This window comes from Clostridium sp. CX1 (assembly GCF_025398335.1).
Lineage (GTDB): Bacteria > Bacillota > Clostridia > Clostridiales > Clostridiaceae > Clostridium_AM > Clostridium_AM tanneri.
In genome coordinates this window covers 86430-107935 of record NZ_JAODOO010000002.1, presented here as the reverse complement: position 1 = coordinate 107935, position 21506 = coordinate 86430, and the positions used below count along the sequence as shown (strand labels likewise).

The 21506-nt window shown below is 30.9% G+C and carries 21 protein-coding genes and 1 tRNA gene; 6 read left to right on the top strand and 16 right to left on the bottom strand.

Going from position 1 to position 21506, the window contains the following annotated elements; genetic code table 11:
- Window positions 1–141: 141 nt before the first annotated feature.
- From N4T77_RS02320 to N4T77_RS02295, 6 genes are all read right to left on the bottom strand, one after another.
- Window positions 142–978, bottom strand: coding sequence for an ABC transporter substrate-binding protein (locus N4T77_RS02320; protein ID WP_261670117.1), 837 nt, complete (start codon window positions 976–978; stop codon window positions 142–144).
- A gap of 348 nt (window positions 979–1326) precedes the next feature.
- Entirely contained in the window at window positions 1327–1512 is a 186-nt protein-coding gene (locus tag N4T77_RS02315) for a hypothetical protein (RefSeq protein ID WP_261670381.1), read from the bottom strand.
- A gap of 269 nt (window positions 1513–1781) precedes the next feature.
- Window positions 1782–2492 (bottom strand): MBL fold metallo-hydrolase, encoded by a 711-nt coding sequence (locus N4T77_RS02310; protein WP_261670116.1) that lies wholly within the window; start codon window positions 2490–2492, stop codon window positions 1782–1784.
- An 84-nt stretch (window positions 2493–2576) separates the two neighbouring features.
- On the bottom strand, window positions 2577–3077 hold the full coding sequence (locus N4T77_RS02305) for a TspO/MBR family protein (RefSeq protein WP_261670115.1): 501 nt from the start codon (window positions 3075–3077) through the stop codon (window positions 2577–2579).
- A 542-nt stretch (window positions 3078–3619) separates the two neighbouring features.
- Window positions 3620–4897 (bottom strand): 4Fe-4S dicluster domain-containing protein, encoded by a 1278-nt coding sequence (locus N4T77_RS02300; protein WP_261670114.1) that lies wholly within the window; start codon window positions 4895–4897, stop codon window positions 3620–3622.
- A gap of 222 nt (window positions 4898–5119) precedes the next feature.
- Window positions 5120–6694: a ClC family H(+)/Cl(-) exchange transporter gene (locus tag N4T77_RS02295; protein ID WP_261670113.1), complete on the bottom strand. Its 1575-nt coding sequence runs from the start codon at window positions 6692–6694 to the stop codon at window positions 5120–5122.
- A 247-nt stretch (window positions 6695–6941) separates the two neighbouring features.
- On the opposite strand from N4T77_RS02295, the gene N4T77_RS02290 reads away from it, so the two are divergent.
- Window positions 6942–7403, top strand: a complete 462-nt coding sequence (locus N4T77_RS02290) for a DUF441 domain-containing protein (protein WP_261670112.1) — start codon at window positions 6942–6944, stop codon at window positions 7401–7403.
- 42 nt (window positions 7404–7445) lie between these two features.
- On the opposite strand, the gene N4T77_RS02285 is transcribed toward N4T77_RS02290, so the two are convergent.
- Window positions 7446–7519, bottom strand: a tRNA-Gly gene (locus tag N4T77_RS02285).
- Window positions 7520–7742: 223 nt separating this feature from the next.
- On the opposite strand from N4T77_RS02285, the gene N4T77_RS02280 reads away from it, so the two are divergent.
- Complete coding sequence (locus N4T77_RS02280) at window positions 7743–8306, top strand: spore protease YyaC (RefSeq protein WP_261670111.1); 564 nt, start codon at window positions 7743–7745, stop codon at window positions 8304–8306.
- A 75-nt stretch (window positions 8307–8381) separates the two neighbouring features.
- Here the strand turns inward: N4T77_RS02280 and N4T77_RS02275 are convergent, their stop codons facing one another.
- Window positions 8382–8648 (bottom strand): CPCC family cysteine-rich protein, encoded by a 267-nt coding sequence (locus N4T77_RS02275; protein WP_261670110.1) that lies wholly within the window; start codon window positions 8646–8648, stop codon window positions 8382–8384.
- A gap of 265 nt (window positions 8649–8913) precedes the next feature.
- On the opposite strand from N4T77_RS02275, the gene N4T77_RS02270 reads away from it, so the two are divergent.
- On the top strand, window positions 8914–9414 hold the full coding sequence (locus N4T77_RS02270; protein ID WP_261670109.1) for a hypothetical protein: 501 nt from the start codon (window positions 8914–8916) through the stop codon (window positions 9412–9414).
- An 81-nt stretch (window positions 9415–9495) separates the two neighbouring features.
- On the opposite strand, the gene N4T77_RS02265 is transcribed toward N4T77_RS02270, so the two are convergent.
- From N4T77_RS02265 to N4T77_RS02245, 5 genes are all read right to left on the bottom strand, one after another.
- Entirely contained in the window at window positions 9496–9897 is a 402-nt protein-coding gene (locus N4T77_RS02265) for a bacteriohemerythrin (RefSeq protein ID WP_261670108.1), read from the bottom strand.
- 137 nt (window positions 9898–10034) lie between these two features.
- Window positions 10035–10523 (bottom strand): hypothetical protein, encoded by a 489-nt coding sequence (locus N4T77_RS02260; RefSeq protein WP_261670107.1) that lies wholly within the window; start codon window positions 10521–10523, stop codon window positions 10035–10037.
- A gap of 251 nt (window positions 10524–10774) precedes the next feature.
- On the bottom strand, window positions 10775–12433 hold the full coding sequence (locus N4T77_RS02255) for a glutamine--tRNA ligase/YqeY domain fusion protein (RefSeq protein ID WP_261670380.1): 1659 nt from the start codon (window positions 12431–12433) through the stop codon (window positions 10775–10777).
- A 287-nt stretch (window positions 12434–12720) separates the two neighbouring features.
- Window positions 12721–12948: a YuzB family protein gene (locus N4T77_RS02250; RefSeq protein WP_261670106.1), complete on the bottom strand. Its 228-nt coding sequence runs from the start codon at window positions 12946–12948 to the stop codon at window positions 12721–12723.
- A gap of 165 nt (window positions 12949–13113) precedes the next feature.
- The gene (locus tag N4T77_RS02245) at window positions 13114–13971 is read right to left on the bottom strand and encodes a YitT family protein (RefSeq protein ID WP_261670105.1); all 858 of its coding nucleotides are present in this window, start codon (window positions 13969–13971) and stop codon (window positions 13114–13116) included.
- Window positions 13972–14177: 206 nt separating this feature from the next.
- Between N4T77_RS02245 and N4T77_RS02240 the strand changes: the two genes are divergently transcribed.
- The gene (locus tag N4T77_RS02240; protein ID WP_261670104.1) at window positions 14178–18278 is read left to right on the top strand and encodes an AAA domain-containing protein; all 4101 of its coding nucleotides are present in this window, start codon (window positions 14178–14180) and stop codon (window positions 18276–18278) included.
- Between the two features lie 63 nt (window positions 18279–18341).
- Here the strand turns inward: N4T77_RS02240 and N4T77_RS02235 are convergent, their stop codons facing one another.
- From N4T77_RS02235 to N4T77_RS02225, 3 genes are all read right to left on the bottom strand, one after another.
- Window positions 18342–19253: a ribonuclease Z gene (locus tag N4T77_RS02235; RefSeq protein WP_261670103.1), complete on the bottom strand. Its 912-nt coding sequence runs from the start codon at window positions 19251–19253 to the stop codon at window positions 18342–18344.
- Window positions 19254–19355: 102 nt separating this feature from the next.
- Complete coding sequence (locus N4T77_RS02230; RefSeq protein ID WP_261670102.1) at window positions 19356–19550, bottom strand: hypothetical protein; 195 nt, start codon at window positions 19548–19550, stop codon at window positions 19356–19358.
- 66 nt (window positions 19551–19616) lie between these two features.
- Window positions 19617–19838 carry a RodZ family helix-turn-helix domain-containing protein gene (locus tag N4T77_RS02225; RefSeq protein WP_261670101.1) on the bottom strand — a complete coding sequence of 74 codons (222 nt, stop codon included), beginning with the start codon at window positions 19836–19838 and terminating at the stop codon, window positions 19617–19619.
- 258 nt (window positions 19839–20096) lie between these two features.
- On the opposite strand from N4T77_RS02225, the gene N4T77_RS02220 reads away from it, so the two are divergent.
- Together N4T77_RS02220 and N4T77_RS02215 are read left to right on the top strand one after the other, a co-directional pair.
- Entirely contained in the window at window positions 20097–20267 is a 171-nt protein-coding gene (locus N4T77_RS02220; protein WP_261670100.1) for a hypothetical protein, read from the top strand.
- Window positions 20268–20433: 166 nt separating this feature from the next.
- Entirely contained in the window at window positions 20434–21429 is a 996-nt protein-coding gene (locus N4T77_RS02215) for a biotin--[acetyl-CoA-carboxylase] ligase (RefSeq protein ID WP_261670099.1), read from the top strand.
- Window positions 21430–21506: the final 77 nt, after the last annotated feature.

Sequence of the window (21506 nt, the reverse complement as noted above, 5' to 3'; positions counted from 1 at the left end):
GGCATAGTATTACATATTTTACTGTAGAAAGAAAAAGTTAGGCCCCCGATTATGCCTAACATTTTCTTTATTGCTAATTAAGGTTAACTCTCTCCTTTTTATATAGGAGATGATAAAGGTACTAGAACTATTCCTTGAAAATTATTCTACTAAGTTGTTTGCGTCTGTTACAAACTTATCTACGCTCTTTTCAGCCTTTAATCTATCTAAAGTCTTATTAACCTCTTTTACTAAATCTGAACTTCCCTTTTTAAAAGCGGCTGCAGAACCAGCTTCCTCAGTTTGAAGCTTTATATCAGATATAACTAAGTCTTTATTAGCATTTACATTTGATGTAGCTACTGGTAATTCAACTATTACTGCATCAACTCTATTGCTTTTTAATGCTAACATTAAGTCTGATATTTTACCTAATGCTACTGGCTGTGCTCCTGAAACTTGCTTTTGAGCTATTTGCTCTTGAATAGCACCCTTTTGAACTCCAATTTTCTTGCCTTTTAAATCATCTGTTGATTTAATCTTGTCTTTATCAGAAGCTCTTACAACTATAGTTTGAACTGCTTGATAATATACATTAGAGAAATCAACATTTTTTTCTCTTTCTGGAGTTGGAGTCATACCAGCTACAACTATATCAACATTTCCTTGATCTAAAGCTGCAAGTAGTCCATCAAATTTCATATCTTTTACTTCTAGCTTTACACCTAGATCCTTTGCTATTTCCTTTGCTACTTCAATATCAAAGCCAACTATCTCGTCTTTTCCATTTATTGATTTATGGAATTCATATGGAGGGTAGTCAGCACTTGTACCTAGTACAAGCTTTCCATTCTTCTTAATTCTCTCCATAGATGCTGATTGGGATTTGTCTCCGCTACCGCTTGTAGAAGTACTTTGGCTTCCACAAGCAGCAAAAGTAACCATCGATCCTACTACTAGTGACATTGCAATAAATTTCTTTAAACTCTTCTTTAACATTTTATTTTCCCCCTGCCTAGTTACAATAATAATATCTCTATGAATAATTATATAACGGTTTATATAATTATTCAATAGTTTTTATGCATTTTTATGTATTATTATGTTGATTGTCATTAATTAGCTTTGTACATGCCATTATTAACTAAAGGAAGGTTCCTAAAATAAAACTCTTACTATAGGAGGGCTTATTTTTGCACTGTTATCAGTCTGTATCTCTAGCTACTATACACTCTTTCTTTGTAAACATTCTCATAACTATATCTTAAATAACACTTAAATCTTTCTTTAATATATAAAAAAGTTATGCATAAATATTTGATTTATACATAACTTTCTGTCAATTTTTTAATCCTTCTTTAAAATCTTTTCTATGATTGTTTCTTCTACTAATTCACTCTTGCTAAAACCTTTATTAAAGTATCTTATCTGCTTGAAATTTACCCCATTCATTTGAAAATCTAATATATCAATTCTATCTCCTTTATAGATAACGGGATCTTTTTCTCCTTTTAAAAATATATGTACTTCCATATTATTAGCTTCATACTCCTCTCTCTTGAACATTGACTTTTATTATACCATATTTTAAAAATGACAAGGGAGATAACTTTTTGATAAGCTATCTCCCTTGCCTTTTAGCAAAGTTGTGACAAGAAACATAACTTCCAACTGCACCTTGCAGAGTAACATTATGTTCTTCTCATAACTTTCTGTTATTATTATTTACTTAAATCAATAATTTATTCAACTAAATAAAAAGTTTTTAACTTACTTTAATGTTATACTTAGTATTTCTTTCACTAAAGCACCTCTACAACATTAAATCCTTCTTCTTTAGCTTTTTCTATTAACTCATGACAATCTAGATGCATACAAAAAACTTTACTTCTATATTCTTTAGAAATAAGACTACATATCCTATTCAATGATAAATGAGTGTTACCTGGATAATCAGCTAAGCAAGTATCAACATAAAATTGGTCATAGTAGCAGCTTTCTAATTTTTCAATTAGCTCTGTCCTTAAATTATTAGTATCTCCTGCATAAAAAACTTTTTTATTATCCTTAAATTCTATATGATAACCAAAAGAATCTATCTCGGAAGCATGTTCCATTTTAAAAGGTTTCAACTGTAGAATATCCAAGCTTTCCAATCCTTCTGTTTCTTCAGCCTTCCTAATATTATATAGAAAATTAGCTGCTCCTTGTAGTTGAAGCATTTTTACAAGTTCATATTCTTTCTCATATATAAGGTTAACTTTAATTTTCTTTATATAGTAACAATAAAATATCAACGTTCCTAAACTTCCTACATGATCTGGATGCAAATGAGTTATAAGAACATACATATTTTTAATATTTTCCATTAAGCCCTTTTCCATTATTCTAGTAAATATATTTTCACCACAGTCTAATAACAGCATATTTTTTTCTTGTTTTATGTATGAACTTGTATTACCTTCCTGAGTATTAAAGGCACTTCCCCTACCTATAAAGTTTAATATCTGCATATCTTACTCCTTTATTTACATATTTGATAATATTATATCCAACTTTCATTTAAAATTCATCGCTTTTTTATAAGAATAGTTCTTTTACATTTCATTAAACATCCATATATAAAAATTTAAAACACCAGCAAAAGACACCCAAAGAACATATGGTACTAATAGATAGGCAGAAATCTTATCGATTTTATAGAATTGAAATATAGTTAATAAAATGAATATAACCATAAGTAATATATCTACGAAAGCAAGTCCATAAAGCTTAAATCTAAAGAAAATAATTGACCAAATAAGATTTAATGCTAATTGAATAAAGTAATATTGTTTAGCTTTTCCTATATTACTGCCTGACTTTCCTTTAAGAATTACACGATAAAATGCGATAGCCATTAGCAAATATAATATGCCCCATACTATAGGAAAAACCCATCCAGGTGGAGAAAAGGTAGGCTTTATAAGATTTTTATATGTACTCATATTAGTCATACTTAAAAATCCAGAAATAAAACCTAGCCCTTCAATTATAATTATTATCAGCAAAAGAAGTCCTAGTGATTTTTTACCTTCAACTTTAAAAACATTAAACATATATATACGCCCTTTCATAATAATATTATTAATATTATATTTATGTTAAGCATGGATTTATGTATTTTTTAATAGTTTACTTTTTGTTTGGTTTCCATAATATTTAATATGGTTACTAAGAAAGGCTTATCCTATTGCTTTAAACAATTATGATAAATATTTTTCCCACCCCTTGGTTTTTTACTTTTTTGTAAGTTATTTCTTCTATAGTTGGCTTCTCCTATTTGCTTCACTCATTATTTTAATGATAAAAAACAAAGCCACAGTGTATATAATATACTTTGTAGCTTTGTTTTTTTATTAATTGTATAAATTTTTATCTGCTAAATTCTGTACCTATTCACCGAGCTAGCCTACCTTTATTTTATCCGATGACTACCCGCTCTAATACTCCCTCGCAGGGTGTGAAAGTGACTCACACAAAATCAAAGATTTTGGTTCGCTACTTTTCTCCAAGAGTACGTTGCGAGCGGCTATGTCCCTGGATTCGTACGACTAAGAATCAGATGGGGTTGAAACCCCACCTGATTCAAGTCTTAACTTCATATATCTAATTTGCTAATTAATTTTTCTAGATATACTGACTTCATTTGTTTGCTTGCCATTGCCTGTTTTATTGGAGGAAGTTTCAGTATAACAGACAATATTGCTGCCATGGCTCTATGGCTGCCAAAGGCTTGATTATCAAATATAAGATTCTGCAATTGGCCTTTTTCTATGGCCATTAAAACTGACCTGTGGACTGAATTTACTGGTGTTATTACTCTTTTATCTCTGCTTTTTAACTGAATACTTTTTTTAGCACAGGACCTTACGCAAACACCACAGCCTAAACATATATCTTCCTTTATTTTAGCCTTTTTCCCTATGTTATTGCCCTTCTCTAAGTTAACCATCTCAATAGCTTCTATGGGGCATACCTTTGCACATTTACCACAACCTACACAGGTGTTCACATCAACTTGAGGAATAAAGTTAGTAGTATGTACCGGCTGCAGCATACCAAACCTACGAGCTGCAACCATAGCTTCACAGCAGCAACCGCAGCAATTACATATGAAAGTTACATTTTGCCTTACATTTTCTCCACATTGAACTAAATTGTTCTCATAGGCTTGATGTAATAGTTCTAAACCTTCTGAAACATCTACTTTTCTAGCATACTGGTGTTTTATTAGCGAGGCTGCAACATTGTTGAAGGTCATGCATATATCTAGTGGAGCACTGCATCCTCTATCTAAGTGATGCATTTTATGTCGACAGTAACACATGCTAATTCCTATATTAGAAGAGGTTTTAATTACCTCACTAGCTCTCTCATAATCAAGTACATGTACTGCATTTTCATTTGAAAGTACACTTTCCTGCACAAATATCCTGCCAAGTCTTGTTTCTGTACTTAGAAACAGCTCTTTAACAAAGTCTTCTTCAACATTTAAATATTGATAAAATAACTTACTAAGAAGTTTTTGATCAATATCTCCCCTAGTTCTCATTAAGGAAAATTCAAAAAAACCTGCCATAGGTGGAGGCAACATATATTCCTGCACTCCGTTATGGTCTGTATCTAGTAATATAGCTCTGCTTGCTAGTTGATTTAATACTATACGGGCTTTTGCTTCTTCCATATTCCATATTTTACTTGCTGTTTTTGCTGTAAAGGGCTTTATTGGAAGCTGGGCAACAAGTTCAGCTTCTTTGTCGCTAAACAAAATACTTAGAATTTTATATAGCGTTTTAGAGGGAGGAGCTCCTTGTGGAAATCGGTTTAGCCTTTCCTCTAATTTTTTATAACTAGACTTAATATTGTGGTGTGACATATTTTCACCTACTCTAAATAAGATTATTTGTTATATTTATATACTAAATTACTATGCTGCTGTTTAATAATTATTGCCAATTTATAAGCAATAATTCACTAAGTAGTCCTAAACCTCTCTTTTTAACTAAAACTAACCCCTATTGTTTACTCAATAGGGGTTAGTTTTGGTTACCTCAAAGGCCAGTCTAAGAATGCAGATATTAAATTTTTAAAATCTTTTTTAAGGAGTTTCCGCAGCATAAACTAAAGTTTTCGTTATTTCTGCTCTATCCTCTTCATTTATCAAAACAACTAAATAGTCCCCAGCATAAATAATCGTATCTCCCTTTGGAATAATCTCTTTTTCTCCCCTTTTAATAGCTACTAATAAGCATTTTTGAGGCCAATTAAACTGCTTAATTTCTTTCCCTTCTAAGGAACAACCATGATGCACTGGGATCTCAATTATATTTTTAGCCTTAGAGTCTTTTACTATATTATGATGATTGTTATTATTTAAAATTCTCTCCAATAATGACTCATAAACTGGCTTAGATTTTAATAAATCGGCAACAATATAAGCGATAATAGCAACAGTGCTTAAAGAAAGTAAATGAGTGAAGGACCCTGTCATTTCAGTAATTAAGATACTCCCTGTAATTGGGGCTCTAACAATAGCAGTAAAATAACCTGCCATTCCTAATATGATAAAATTATTTATATAATTAGAATCAAAACCGAAGGCATAAATAAGAATTTTTACATATACAATACCTATTAATGCTCCAAGTACTAACAAAGGAAAAAATATTCCTCCTGGAGCACCAGACCCAAAGCTAATCATAGAAAAAGCAAACTTTATTACCAATAAGACAATTAGAAATTTTAACATAAAGCTCTTCTCAATTAAAGATATAACTAATTCATGCCCTCCTCCTAATATCTCTGGTAAAGTTAAACCTAAAACTCCTGCTAGCATAAAGGGAATAATTGGTCTAAACTGAATAGGTAACCACTTTTGCTTGGAATATAGCTTTTGAGTTTTTAATAAAATACTATTATAAAATGCCCCTAAAAAGCCAAGAATTATTCCTAATATAATTATATATCCGTAATAATTTAAAGGAAGTGCTGATAAATTATTAAATTGAAAGACTGGTTTTAGTCCAAAAAACTCTTTAGAAATAAAATCTGCTGTTATTGAAGCAGAGGCTGCAGAAATTAATACTAATGGAGAAAAGTTTTTATGAATCTCTTCTAATGCAAAAATTACTCCTGCCAGGGGAGCATTGAAAGCTGCGGCCAATCCTGCACTTGCACCACTTGTCATCAAATACTTTTCTTCAATTTTTATCCTTTTAAAAATTTTACTAAATCCTTGTCCAACAGAAGCTCCTAACTGTATAGAGGGACCCTCTCTTCCTAAGGATAGACCAGCTCCAATAGAAATAACTCCTCCTATGAACTTTCTTATAATTACCTTCCACCAATTTGCAGTAAGTAGTCCTAATAGTATTCCTTCTACTTGAGGAATTCCACTGCCACTAATCATAGGGTCTTTTTTCACCATAGCCCCCACAATGCAGGCTCCAATTATCAAACAAACAAACCATATTGGTATAAGCCATGTTTTTTCCAGCTGCATTAAATATATACTTTTGGTTATCATTTCTATCTTTTGCAATGATAATCTATAAGCAACTACCAATAATCCTGATAATGCGCCAACTATAATTCCCTCTCCTACTAGTTTAAGCCTAAAATTATGCCAGAGGTGCAGTGTATTATAGGTATTATGTCTATTTTCCATATGCATGATTTTCCACCTCAGTTATATATTGAATTTTTGACACAATAATTATTATAGCTAGATAAAATATGAATTTCAATGCCTCCACTAGCCACTCTTGTGGGATTAGAGTTGTAAATACCTCTTATAGTTTTCCATAATGCGTTTACTTAGCTTTATACTCTTTATTCATTATAAAATTATAAACATTTGTAAACAAAATAATATAATAAAATAACATAGTAAGTGTAAGTAATAATTTTTAGGTGAGTTTATGTTGTGCAAAATAATTTTAATTCTTTTAGCTGTCTTCTCCTTTTTTGCTAAGAATAAAAATATGTCTATAGCAGCTATCATTATTTTAATTTTAACCTTTAGTAATAATGAAAAGCCTTTGCTGTTTATAGAAAAATATTTTTTAGATGTAGGTATGATATTTTTAATGATGTGGATGCTTGTTCCAATAGTAAAGTCAGGAGACTCTATTGTTACCAACATAAAAAATCTTTTAAACATTAACGGTATGGTATCTCTTTTATCTGGAATATTTGTAGCAGTATTAGCTGCTAAAGGTATTGGATTTTTGAAAGGCAGCATTGACGTTATGTCTGGTGTTATAATAGGGTCTATTGTAGGAATAGCTCTTTTAGGTGGTGCACCAGTAGGACCGTTGATAGCCTCAGGTATTGCTTATGAGGTTGTAAAGATTATAAATTTGATATTTAAAAATTCATAATTTAAATAAAAAAACTGATGACTAAAAGTCATCAGTTTTTTTTGGAGCGGGTGAAGGGAATCGAACCCTCGTAACTAGCTTGGAAGGCTAGCACTCTACCATTGAGTTACACCCGCATGCTTATATTAATTGCTATTAATTATATATTTATAATACACTCTTCAAATTAGCTTGTCAACATTTTTGTTGTCTATAATAATTTTTTGCCCTGGAAATCTTGACGTTATAATTTATTAATAATCAACAGATAGAAATTTCCTATTATAAATTTAGAGATAGTAATACATAATAAAAATAACAATCTTTGTAACTAAATTATAAGTAGAAGGTGAATATACTATGATTGCATACAAGATAAATGTAGCGGATAAAAATGCAGAGGATAATATTGCTAAGATGCTTATAAAAGATGAATTGATACAGGAGAATACATTAATTCTATGCTTAGGCACAGGCTTCTCTGTTGCAGATTTATTAGGACCTCTTACAGGAACTCTAATTAATAAAAATAAAAAATCTCTTAATATTAGCCTATGTGGAACCTTAAACTCTCCTATTCATACTTTAAATATTGAAAGCAACTTAGAAAATTTCAAAAAAGATAAGCTGCATATTCTAACAATTGACTCGGTGCTATCCTTTAAGCAAGACGTAGGACACTTATATTTAAGAGATCATCCTATTACATATGGTAAGTCTTCTAAAACTAATTTACCTTTAAAAATCGGAAACACAAGCATTAATTGTATAGTAGCAGACAAACTGGAGTATACACTTCTAGAAAAACCTGTTATTAAGCTAAAGGAAGTATATACCTTTGCAAAGGTTATATCTAATTCCATAATTAAAGCTAAAAGAGAACTACATAATAAAAAACGTCTTCGCCTTTATCTTTACCGATAAACCTGATTTTACAATGTTAACTTATAAGCCATGTAACTAAATACATGGCTTATAAGTTAACATATTAAATGCTTTTTATAATGGTTTCCAGTTTTCATCCTTTACAGAATTTTTATTAGGTTTTCTTACATACTTTAATACCTTTTTATCACTTGCACCAAATTCTATAAAGTTTTTCTGCGCCTGTCTTAATGAAACTCCATTTGCACCTTTATCATAGTCGGGATTTTCAAATTGAAGTTTATCATCCTCCCAGAAACAAATAGTACATATGTCATAGGTACCTGGCGGTTCTTCGCTTAAAGTTTTATATCCACAGCAAGGACAAGTATATCTAATCATCTTTTACCCTCCAATTTTCTTTTTTCAGTCTAATTACAATGAAGTGTTTTTAATAATAATCACACTATATTTATTCGGTAATGACTATAAAAACTCAACTGAAAAGTTTTGAGAGAGGTTGTATATTGAACCAATTCTGTGAAAATTATCACCAAATACTGCAATCTGAATATTATATACTTATAAAGTTCATAAGTATATGATTGTTTATAATCTATTCCTAGGTTCTAAATAGTTTATTATAGAGAAAGGAGGTAGTAAAACAGTGAGTTCATTGGAAATGTTGCTTTTTGAAGAAATTTTCTTAATGAACAGTGATGAGATTGATAAAAATTTTCAATACTTAGGAGAAGGCGCTGGAAGAATTATATATGCATTGGATGATGATTACGTTATTAAGATGTCAAAGTTTGCTGGCGGTGATAAACAGTGTAAAACTGAACATTATATTTATAATCATGTGCAGGATCACTTAAAAAAATATTTATGTCCAGTAGTATGGTACAAAGATGATATATTAATTATGCGAAGGGCAGTTCCTCTTGCAAAAAAAAGAGAGGAGAGAAAGCAAAATGTCTTCAATGTACTTGGAATAAGAGAAGATAATATTTTTTATAAAAATATTCAGCAATTAGTACAGTCCTTTGACCTTCTATATGGGGATGTAAAAAATTTAAGCTCTTGGGGACTAATAGATAATCAAGTAGTTCTAATTGATTATGGTTGTACTAATAAAATCTATCGTAAATATTTTACTAAAAAGTAAGATTATTAAAACCTTACAAATAAGCCTGTTATAAAACTTTAAAAACAGGCTTATTTGTACACTAAATACTATTAAATTACTTTAAGCAGTTTTTCCTGGACTATGCTCTTTATCCTTTATAAGTATATGTTCGTCAATCCACTTATAAATAAACTCCAACATTTCCATTATGTATTCATTTTGACCGTAATCTATACGATTGAAATCAATATCGTCAAATTTTTTAATAAAATCATCATGCTCTACTTTGTGAGATAAGATTTTTTTATAACCGATACTAACCATATACTCTTCCTCTGTGGTAAAATGAAAAACCGTATATTCCTTCAGCTCCTCTATAATTTGAATAATTCTGTCATACTTATCAATATAAAGGTCATTATTTAAAAGCTCATAGGCATTATTAGCAATTTCAAATAGTTTCCTATGCTGTTCATCAATTTTTTCCACACCTGTTTCATACTCATTCTTCCATTTAAACATAACTTGCCTCCAAACAGAATAATATTTTTCTTATTAGCTAAAATAGCTAACTACCTAATTTACAATTATACCAGAAATTTGTGCGGAATCCAGTAGTATATTATATTTTGCCAAATCAAAAATGCTTGATTGGACTGTTATGTCTTACTGTTTATATTTAACATAGTGTTTTTTCTAAGCAGCAGGAATCTTATAAAAAAACCAATGATTAACCCTAAGAAAATAAAAATCATAGGTAAAAATATAGGTCCTAACAAAACTCCAAAAGCTTTTAGAGTCTTAGAATATATCACACCTATTGTCTCTACATATGCTGCAACTGCAAAAGGCAAGTATAGCAAAGGCTCATCATACCCTCCACCATCCCTATAAGCATCCCAAATAGCAAACATATATACGCAGGGGTAGAACATAAGCCATTGATAATTTGCTTCTTTTACTGCTAATTCTGTCTTGCCGTAAAAACTTAATACAATTATTGTGTTAATATTAGCCTTTACATTTATTAGAAATTCCAAAAAAATGAGTATTGTTCCTTTAAGATATTTTTTATTAAGCAATTGTCCAAATCCTGGAATAGCAACACTCCATAAGGCTTTTTCAATACCACCTTTAATATGCATCATATACGACTCCATCCTCTTACATAATTTTTATAAAGTTTTAGTACTAATAGTATTCTCAACTCCAGCATAAGTATTAATTTAATAGTGGATAATTCAATATAAATAGCCTAATAATTAATTTCAATATAAGTAAGTTATTGTATTATTTTTTAAATTAACTACAGAAGTTCTCTTATAATTTTCTTTAATACTAATGTTTTATATAAAAGAAAAAGCATGGATATTTAAACCCATGCTTTTCGCCATTAAAACTATTTTTCAATTCTAAAAGAACTCTTTAAAGGTACTATTCTGTTAAATACTATTTTATCCTCTGTTGTATTTTTAGGATCTACATTGAAGTATCCTTGTCTTATAAATTGGAATTTATCCTGTGGTTTTGCACTTTTCAACGCTGGCTCTACAAAGCCATTTAACACTTGTAGTGAATCAGGATTAACCTGTTCAAGGAAAGACTTTTCATTGTCATCTTCTTCATCTAATATTAAAGGTTCGTATAATCTTATTTCAGCAGGAATGGCATGTTTAGCACTTACCCAATGAATTGTACCCTTAACCTTTCTTCCTGTAAAACCTGATCCACTCTTTGTTTCAGGGTCATAAGTACATTGTAATTCCACTATGTTTCCCTTTTCATCCTTAACAATTTCATTACATTTAACAAAATAAGCTTCTTTTAATCTTACTTCATTGCCAGGGAACATTCTAAAGTATTTCTTAGGTGGATTTTCCATAAAATCTTCTGAATCAATATATATTTCCCTAGAAAATGGTATTTGGCGGCTACCAAGCTCTGGTATATCTACATTGTATGGCACATCAAGCATTTCAACTTGATCCTCAGGGTAGTTTGTAATTACAACCTTTATTGGGTTTATAACTCCCATTACTTTTGGAGTCTTTTTCTCTAAGTCTTCACGAACAAAATGGTCAAGCATTTGAGAGTCTACTATACTCTGAGACTTTGCTACTCCAACTTCTCCACAGAAGTTTCTTAAAGCTTCTGGGGTATAGCCTCTTCTTCTTAAACCAGCTATAGTCGGCATACGAGGATCATCCCAGCCATCAACTAAATTTTCCTCTACTAATTGCTTTAACTTTCTTTTACTCATAACTGTATTAGTTAAGTTTAATCTTGCAAACTCAATCTGTTTAGGCTTATTTTCCATTTCACATTCTTTAATTGTCCAATCATATAGTGGACGAAGGTCTTCAAACTCTAATGTACAAATTGAGTGAGTAATACCTTCAATTGCATCTTCTAATGGATGTGCAAAAGCGTACATTGGATAAATGCACCATTTATCTCCTGTGTTATGATGTGTAGCATGAGCTATACGGTATATAATAGGGTCTCTCATACTTATATTAGGTGATGCCATGTCTATTTTAGCTCTTAGGACTTTTTCTCCATCTTTAAATTCACCTTTTCTCATACGTTCAAATAAGTCTAAACTTTCTTCAGCAGATCTGTTTCTAAATGGGCTTTCTTTTCCTGGCTCAGTTAATGTTCCTCTGTGCTCTCTAATTTGCTCTGCAGATAAATCATCTACATAAGCTTTTCCTTTCTTAATTAGAAGTACTGCTCTGTTATACATTTCCTCAAAATAATTTGAAGCAAAGTGAAGTTCTTCCCAATCAAAGCCAAGCCATTTAACATCTTCTTTTATTGACTCCACATATTCTATATCCTCTTTAGTTGGATTTGTATCGTCAAAACGTAGGTTTGTTTTGCCTTTAAACTCATCCGCTAATTCAAAATTCAATATTATGGACTTAGCGTGACCAATATGTAAATAACCATTTGGCTCTGGTGGGAACCTAGTAATTATTTCTTTATAATTTCCTGATTTTAGGTCTTCAATAACGATATTTTTTATAAAATTTGATGAGGTAGTTTTGTTTTCCATGTTATCTCCCTTCTTTTCTGATGTCATATTTGTATTTCATTTTAATGAATTTAATATATCATAAAAATACATTATTTTCTATGTTAATATATAAATATATTAATTTTGTCACTTTTTAATGAAGTAAAACTCGAATCAGATGGGGTTTCAACCCCACCTGATTCCTTAGTTAAACGAATCCAGGGACGTAGCCGCTCTTTACTCCCTCTTGGAGAAGAGGGAGTATTAGAGCGGGTAGTCATCGGATAAAAAGAACTCCAACTTATAAGTAATGCTAGAGTTCTTTTTTACTCCTCTAATGCCTTTTTTATATTTTTGTATAATTCCTCTGGACTTTCCCCTATAATCATTTCCACATCAATAACAGCATATAAGTTATCTATACACTGGCCGCAGCGTCCTAAGCATGGTTCTATATACACAATAACATCTGGATATTCTTCTTCTAACCTTTCTACTATTTCTTCTAATCCCTTACTTACATTATTTTCGCAAAAAAATATTTCTGTAAACACTACTTATCCTCCTACTTTACTCATCAGTATATCTATCAATATGCACAAATTTAAGTTATTTATTCTTTAAGCATAATATTAAAACGTTATTAAGCGTCTTAATAAACAGATAAAAATCATTTGCATATTCGGATAGGTAAACTCTTATCAGTTTCAGTATGAAAACTAATGTATTGGCTTTTTCTTGTACCTTTTCCCTGTAACTTCTACATTTCCAATGGTAACTAAAGCATCTTTATCAAAACCATGTACTATAGATTTTAACTTAGCGATTTCCAGTCTAGTTACAACAACATATATAACATTAGTTCTTGTATTTCTATAGGCCCCTTTTCCATCAAGTAAAGTTACTCCCCTACCTAACCTTGCCATTAGAGCTTCTGTTATATCCTTATATCTCTCCGATACAATAAATACTGCCTTAGATTCATCTAAACCTTCAACGGTTATATCAATTACTTTGAAAGCAATAAAATAAGTAATTAAGGAATACATTGCTCTATCCCATCCGAAAACCAATCCTGCACTGCTTAATATAAAAAGATTAAAAAACATAATTATTTCTCCAATTGAAAATGCTATATTTTCATCTAATACTATAGCAACTATTTCTGTTCCATCTAGAGAACCTCCATGTCTAATTATTAACCCAACTCCCACCCCTAATATTATTCCTCCAAAGACGGAAGCTAGTAAAACATCATGAGTTATCCTTGGAATTTGATTAAGAAGAGTAACTCCGATAGATAACATTATTACTGAAAATAAAGTTGTAAAGGCAAAGGTTTTTCCTATTTGCCTATATCCAAAAATAAGAAATGGTATATTTAGTGAAAATATAAATATTCCTAGAGGCACTCTTGTTAAATAACTTAAAATAATGGATATCCCAGTTATTCCGCCGTCAATTATATTATTTGGTATTAAAAATATTTCTAGTCCTACTGACACAAGCACAGAACCTAATATTAAGAAAAATACTTTACTAGCTAATGCTATGCCTCTATAGTGTTTTTTTAACATACACTACTCCTTGCTAATTGCTCTAGTATTAGTATATGTTTTTTATTTCCCCTTTTTACCAAAATTTTATCTAATAGGATAAAACCTCTCTCTCAACTAGACAAAGGAACTCTCAGGTATAACATTTATTGAGAAAATAAAGTAATAAATCCATTAAGTATGGTATAATAAGATGAATTGTTACATTTTTTACAGGAGGGTTCAAATTGAATACAAGAGAGAAGATAAAAAATATTTTTTTATACTTACTTAGTATAAAAAACATGGACAAAAAAATAATACGCGATGTAACCAAATATAATAAGATTATTTGGGAAGCGGATTTATATAATAAAAAAGGCTGTATGCTAAATAAAAATGAAGATGAAAATTGGTTGCAGGTAGGAAAAGAACATAAAGAACTTTACAATTCACTTTTTAAAATATATTGCGAATTAGAAAAAAATAGTGAGGATTTAGAAATTGTTTGGGGCCACAGCCTTTTAACTTGGAAAGTAAATGATGAGAAAATTGTACATCCAATTTTCACCACAAAAATGTCATTAAACTTCAATGCTGAAAAAGGACTATTTATTCTTACGCCCTATAATAATATAACGAATCTAGAGCTTGGAGTGCTAGAGGGTTTAGATTTACCTAATCTCCATGAATTAATAAATATCAATCTTGAAATAAAGAATATGGGAATTGATGCAAGAAAAATAGAAGATATTGAAAATATTTTACAAAGGATTTTAAACAGTCTAGGTAATACATCCTCATCAATTGATTTTAAAAAAGATATTACAGCAACAGCAGATATCAAAACGGAAATGCTTCCAACCTTCTATAATGCTCCTTGTATTATTCTAAGGAATATAGACACAAGGCTTTGGGATATAGAATTACGAGATATCTTAAATTATATAGATGAAAATAAGCCTATTCCAAAAACAGTAGAGGCTTTAGTTAAAGAAATAAACGCTGTAGGAATTAACGATGATTACAATGAATGGGAATCCATCGGCAAAGATTTACTATTTCCCCTTCCTGCAAATGAAGAACAGGAAGAAATAACTAAAAGATTAGCTAAAAATTTTGGTGTTGTAGTACAAGGACCTCCTGGTACGGGAAAGAGTCACACAATTGTAAACTTAATATGTCACTTGATGGCCCATGGCAAAAGAGTTTTAGTTACAAGCCAAACTGACAGGGCACTTAAAGTGCTTTCAAATAAAATTCCTGATGAAATTAAAGCTTTATGCATGAGCCTTCTTGGTAATGATGCCAAGGCCTTAAAGGAACTAGATGAAGCAGTAAGAAAAATAACTGAAAACTTATCTATTGATCCAGCTTCATTGATAAAGGAAATTGCCCCATTGGAAAATGAGCTAAAGGAATGTAGAAAAACTCTAGAACACCTTAAGCAGGATTTAAAAGAAGCGGAATCCTTTGAAAATAAAACTGTAAGCTATAAAACTGAGACTCTATCAGTAACAGAATTGGCAAAATGGGTAAGAAGTAATGAAAAATATAATTGGATAGAAGACGAAATCCATCTTAAAACCAGATGTCCCATTACTGAGGAGGAATTTAACCTTTTAATAAAACTTCTAAGGGAAAGTAAAAAAGATGAAATTGATAAGTTAAATAAAACAAGAGATTTGCTTTATAAAATTCCATCTTATGAAGAACTAGTTTATAAGCTGGACAGGCTTCAGGAATTGGAACTAAATATTCATAAGTACAGAGAAGATGTAAATCACTGGATTATAGATACTAGTGAAAGTAATCTTGACCAACTGTTAAAATTATCTATAAAGGCTAAAGAGAAAATAAGCCAAATAGAGAACTGCTGGCTTAAATCTGTTATGAAATCCTGTTATAGTAACGATGCCTCTAAGGAGTATTGGAAAGATATAATTCTAAACTTAAATAATTACGTAAGACAGATAAGTGTACTTAAACAGATTGTAAATTCCCATAATATAAAATTTCCAAACAATATGGATATAAATAAACTTCAAAGTGATTTTGAGGTGATTTATAAACATATAGAGTCTAAAGGAAAACTTAGCTCTATATTTAAGGTATTTCATAGTAATGTTAACTACATAATAGAAGAGTGTGAAGTAGACTATAGAACAATAAATTCAAAAGAACAATGTGATATATTTGCTAAAGCTATCGAAAAGGAAAACTTAGAAAGACAATTAAGGACTTTGTGGAATAACACAGTAAAAGAATATGGGGGAAAATTAGTAACCACAGCAGATAATAATTTGTTAAGCACTATTTCTGACAACGTTATAGAACTTCAATCAATACTGGATTGGGAAGAAGAATATGCTAATGCCGTTATAGAACTGCTTGGAAACTCTAAAACACCTGTAGATTTGAACTTATTCAATAAACAGGCTTATGAGTATCTGCTAAATGGCCTTCAATCTATAAAATATATAAAAGAGTATGAGGAGTTAAATAAATATATTGAAAACGCAAGAAAGTTGTTTTTAAGCAATGATTACTTAATGGAAGCATCAGACTGGATAGCAGATTTTGATAAAATTAAAATCAGAAAACTATATGATACTCTATGGAGGCTTAAAGAATTAAAAGACGCTGGAGAACAAATAAGTAGAATCCTTAGCAAATTAAAGGAGACCTGCCCTGTTCTAACTAAAAAACTGCTAACAAAATGGGAAAGCAATGATTTAAATACTGAGTATATAAATTGGGACAAAGCTTGGAAATGGAGAGCATCTGTATCTTTATTAAATGAAATTTGTAAATTAAGACCAGAGCAAATTGAAAAAGATATGGAAGCTGAAAAAATAAGAGAAAAAACTCTTATAAAAGAAATAGTTGCTAAGAAGACCTGGTATAATCAAATAATTCGAACAACAGAATCTCAAAAGAGAAGTCTATTTACCTGGTTAGAATCTATCAAAAGGATTGGTAAAGGTACTGGTAAACAGGCTGCTAAATATAGAAAATTAGCCCAAAAGGAAATGGAAAAATGTAAAGGGGTGATCCCTGTTTGGATTATGCCTTTGAACAAAGTAATTGAAAATATAAAGTTAGAAAATGATTTATTTGATGTAGTAATTATGGATGAGAGCAGCCAAAGTGATATTTCGGCAATAACTGCTCTTCTTAGAGGAAAGAGAGCTGTCATTGTAGGCGATGAATGTCAGATAAGTCCTGAGGCTATTGGTAAAGATAATGAAATGGTTGAAAACTTGATAAACAGATACCTTAAAGATATACCTCATGGAGAATGGTTCGACTTAAAGACAAGCCTTTATCATACTGCCTTAAGAGTATTTCCAAGCAGATTAGTGCTTAAGGAACACTTTAGATGTGCTCCTGAGATAATAGGTTTCAGTAATGACTTATGCTATTCAAATGAAATTATACCTTTAAGATGCCCTGAAAAAAGAGATACCTTTAATCCTGCTGTATTCTCTGTCAAAGTTGAAGAGGGCTTTAAAGATAGTGGCAAAAATATTAATCAGAAGGAAGCTGAAGCATTAGTAAATAAGGTAATAGACTGCTGTAAAGATGATAAATACAAGGATATGACTATGGGAGTTATCTCTCTTTTAGGTGAAGCACAAAGTGAACTTATAGAAAACATGTTAAAAGAAAAGCTTGGTGTTGAAGAAATGATAAATAGGAAAATTCTCTGTGGCGATGCATACTCTTTTCAAGGAGATGAAAGAGACATTATGTTTCTATCACTTGTAATAGCAAAAAATGCAAAGTTTACTGCCTTAACTAAAGAGTCAGACATTAGAAGATTTAACGTTGCCTCTAGTAGAGCTAAAAATCAAATGTTCCTATTCCACTCTGTAGATTTTGAAGACTTAAATTCAAAATGTGTAAGAGCGTCACTGTTAGGTTATTTTATCAATAATGAAAATAAACCTGTGATCTATGTAGAAGGTAATAGTATTTTATCTTCTGGTTTTAAAAAGGATATATATACTGAATTGAAATCTAGAGGTTATAAAGTTAAAACCGATGTAAGAGTTGGAAAGTATAAGATCGATTTTGTAATTGAAGGAACTAACAGCAGACTAGCAGTAGACTGTTGTGGTGAAAATACTGCTTTCTCCTTAAATTGGGACGAAAACCATAATAGACGTATGACTCTTCAAAGAGTTGGATGGAATTTCTTTATAATAAGAGAGAGCCAGTTCTACTATCAACCAAAGAAGTGTATGGAAAAACTTTATACAGAGCTTGAAGCTAATGGGATTAGACCTTCCTTTTCTAAGGAACAAAGTCTATCTCTAGCAGAAGCATCTTTTACAAATGAATAGTTTAAGGAAAAATGCTAGTAATTTAAGATCTTTGAAAGGCAGTAGACTAACACTATTGCCTTTTCAATTTTCAAAATTTAATGTCTTGGTAAGTCTATCTTCTCCTATAGTAGTATTATAAAAAATACTCTGAGCATTTTTTATATACTCCTGAGGATTTGGCATAGAGGGACTGAAGTGGGTAAGCCATAACTCTTTTACATTCCCCTCTTTGGCTAAAGCAGCAGCTTCTGAGAAAAGCATATGTCTATTATCTAAAGCCTTTGAAATGTCATCATCATTTCCATACATTCCTTCACATATAAAGATATCTGATTCATTTATAAATTTTTTCAACCCTTCTACAGGCCTTGTATCGGTGCTATAACTAACCTTAAGTCCTTTTCTCTCTTCTCCAAGGACCATCTGTGGAGTGAGCAGTCTGCCTTCATGATATATTTCTTCTCCCTTCTGAAGTCTATTCCAATATATCATAGGTATATCATTTTTAATTGCACTATTTTTATCAAACTTTCTTCCTCGAGGTACTTCTAAAGAATAGGCAAAACAAGGAACGGTATGCTCAACAGACATTATATTGATATTAAAGTGTCCAATCTTCTGGGTAGTTCTGCCCTGCCCTTTAAACTCTAGTATGTTAATTTTATAGGGAAGTACCGGTGCTATAACTCTAAGTCCATTTACCACTTCCCAAAGGCCTTCTGGTCCTACTATGTTTAACGGTTCTGTCCTATCTGAGTTTGCTATTGTTAAAAGCAGACCTGGTAACCCTGCAACATGGTCTGCATGAAAATGAGTAAATAAAATAGTATCTATAGTTTTCATTCCCCATCCTAGCATCTTCAAGCTTACTTGTGTCCCCTCTCCGCAATCTATAAGCAATTTTCTTCCTTTATAAGACACTATCATGGAAGTAAGATATCTATACGGCACAGGCATACTTCCTCCACAGCCTAACAGACAAATATCAAGCATATTAACACCTCCTTTAGAACTTAATTTTTCATATAAAGAAAAAGAGCCTTGCGGCTCAGCCTTATCATAAATTCACTATTTTTAAGAACATTGTTTACAATACTATAATTTATAGTCCTCTTTTAACATGCTGCATGCATTAGCCTCTATTTTCTCACCTAACACAGTACAATTACCATCCTTATCTTCTATAATATCTGAAGATTTTATAAAGCTTTTCTCCACTTCCTCTCCAGATTCAACTAAATAACTCTTTGAAATATCATTAAAGCTTATCTGCTTCTTTTTTTCATTCATAAAATCACCTCTTTCTTTATTAGATTTTCCACAAAAAGAGGTTTTATACTTATTTTACTTCTACTATTAGGCACTTAATATAAGTTCGTCCACTTTGCACCCTAATACCTTGGCCAAAACAACTACCTTTACCAAACTTGGATTTTTCTTATCTCCTCTTTCCAACTCTTCTAAATAAGATTTTGAAATTGAAGTTTCAAATTTTTGGTTTTTCGTGAGATTTTGAATATCTAAGGTTGTATAACCTAAACTTAATCTCATTTCACGAATTTTTTTTCCGTCTAACATAAGAAAACCCCCTATTTAATTATTAAGTTCCTTAACTAGATTATAACGCCTTTATAATAAAAATTATAGCTAATTTTTTAAATTTTAGAACATATGAATTATGAAATAAATTTTAAACTAAATCATCATCTCCTTGCTGTGAAAAATTTGTATTATAAAAGCATTATATACATTAGTAAAAAACTTTGCTTAGTATATAATTATGTCAACAGTGCAAATTATTAATGTGAATTTGATTTTATTTGGAGGTGCTTGTTTATGGATAACAATAAAAATCATTTAAGAAGTGACCATAAGTCAAATGCTGAACTAAGAAAGATGTATCCTCAACATGGTGGAGATATAGGAATTATAAATGGTGAAAAAATTGGTGCACATGGAAATGGCAAAAAATTTACTAAACGCTCAAAACTTTCTCATAATGCATAAAATATAATTAATTGAGAAGTGTATTTAGCAGAATTTCATCTTTGAGAAGGCACTAAGGAAATTTAGTGTCTTTTTTTCTGTAAATAACTTAACAAATATATTTATATAAATACACAGATTAAAATTTTGTAGTATAATTAATAAGACAATATGAAGAGGTGATAAGATGAAAGAGAAAATCCTTCATTTGCTGAAGGAATATGAAAAAAGCTTTATATCCGGACAAAGAATAAGCAAAGAATTAGGGGTTACTCGTACTGCTGTATGGAAATATATAAATATACTTAAAGAAGATGGCTATAAAATAGAATCTGTATCAAAGCGTGGATATAGACTAATATCTTCCCCAGATCTGCTTTCATTTGAAGAGTTAAATGAAAAATTAATTACAAAATATATAGGCAGGAACATTATGTATTTTCAAACCCTTGGTTCAACAAATAATAAAGCTAAAGAATTAGCCCTTAGTAATGCCCCTCATGGAACAGTAATTATAAGTGAGGAACAGACAGAAGGCAGAGGTCGACTTGGTCGTAATTGGTCCTCTCCTAAATTTAAAGGAATATGGCTGTCTATTATCTTAAGACCGGACACTGATCCGCTTAACGTTCCGAAGGTAACTCAAGTTGGGGCCGCTGCTGTTATAAAAGCTCTTAATGAACTAGATATAAATGCCTATGTAAAATGGCCTAACGATATAATATTAAATGAAAAAAAAGTATGCGGTATTCTTACAGAAATGAGTGGCGAATTAAATAAGGTCAACTATGTAGTCATGGGAATAGGCATAAATGTAAATACAGATAGTTCGGACTTTCCAGAGGAGCTAAAAAATACTGCCACTTCAATAAGCTTAGAAACGGGAAAATACATAAAAAGAAAAGAACTTGTCAGTAAACTACTAAATAGTTTTGAACTACTCTATGATGAGTTTGAAAAGGAAGAAACTATAAAAACTTCCGTTAGCATTTGTAAAAAAAATTCTATTCTATTAGGTAAAGAAATTAAAATAATCAATAGAGGTAAGGAAACCTATGCAAGAGCTGTAGATTTAAGTGATGAAGGTGAATTAACGGTGCAGTACACCGATGGAATAGTTGAAAAAATTGTTTCAGGTGAAGTTTCTATCAGAGGGTTAACGGGAAGCTATACGCCAAGATAGTTACCTATATGATAAAATAGCATATAATATATAATAGTCAAAAATTCTGAAAACCTTATAAATAGATTGTGAAAAAT

Coding starts and splice junctions, on each gene's coding strand:
- N4T77_RS02290 (WP_261670112.1), top strand. CDS start 6,942: ATGTTGTGCAAAATAATTTTAATTCTTTTAGCTGTCTTCTCCTTTTTT.
- N4T77_RS02300 (WP_261670114.1), bottom strand. CDS start 4,897: ATGTCACACCACAATATTAAGTCTAGTTATAAAAAATTAGAGGAAAGG.
- N4T77_RS02220 (WP_261670100.1), top strand. CDS start 20,097: ATGGATAACAATAAAAATCATTTAAGAAGTGACCATAAGTCAAATGCT.
- N4T77_RS02275 (WP_261670110.1), bottom strand. CDS start 8,648: ATGATTAGATATACTTGTCCTTGCTGTGGATATAAAACTTTAAGCGAA.
- N4T77_RS02280 (WP_261670111.1), top strand. CDS start 7,743: ATGATTGCATACAAGATAAATGTAGCGGATAAAAATGCAGAGGATAAT.
- N4T77_RS02230 (WP_261670102.1), bottom strand. CDS start 19,550: ATGAATGAAAAAAAGAAGCAGATAAGCTTTAATGATATTTCAAAGAGT.
- N4T77_RS02255 (WP_261670380.1), bottom strand. CDS start 12,433: ATGGAAAACAAAACTACCTCATCAAATTTTATAAAAAATATCGTTATT.
- N4T77_RS02305 (WP_261670115.1), bottom strand. CDS start 3,077: ATGTTTAATGTTTTTAAAGTTGAAGGTAAAAAATCACTAGGACTTCTT.
- N4T77_RS02320 (WP_261670117.1), bottom strand. CDS start 978: ATGTTAAAGAAGAGTTTAAAGAAATTTATTGCAATGTCACTAGTAGTA.
- N4T77_RS02215 (WP_261670099.1), top strand. CDS start 20,434: ATGAAAGAGAAAATCCTTCATTTGCTGAAGGAATATGAAAAAAGCTTT.
- N4T77_RS02235 (WP_261670103.1), bottom strand. CDS start 19,253: ATGCTTGATATTTGTCTGTTAGGCTGTGGAGGAAGTATGCCTGTGCCG.
- N4T77_RS02310 (WP_261670116.1), bottom strand. CDS start 2,492: ATGCAGATATTAAACTTTATAGGTAGGGGAAGTGCCTTTAATACTCAG.
- N4T77_RS02260 (WP_261670107.1), bottom strand. CDS start 10,523: ATGATGCATATTAAAGGTGGTATTGAAAAAGCCTTATGGAGTGTTGCT.
- N4T77_RS02315 (WP_261670381.1), bottom strand. CDS start 1,512: ATGGAAGTACATATATTTTTAAAAGGAGAAAAAGATCCCGTTATCTAT.
- N4T77_RS02225 (WP_261670101.1), bottom strand. CDS start 19,838: ATGTTAGACGGAAAAAAAATTCGTGAAATGAGATTAAGTTTAGGTTAT.
- N4T77_RS02295 (WP_261670113.1), bottom strand. CDS start 6,694: ATGCATATGGAAAATAGACATAATACCTATAATACACTGCACCTCTGG.
- N4T77_RS02265 (WP_261670108.1), bottom strand. CDS start 9,897: ATGTTTAAATGGAAGAATGAGTATGAAACAGGTGTGGAAAAAATTGAT.
- N4T77_RS02245 (WP_261670105.1), bottom strand. CDS start 13,971: ATGTTAAAAAAACACTATAGAGGCATAGCATTAGCTAGTAAAGTATTT.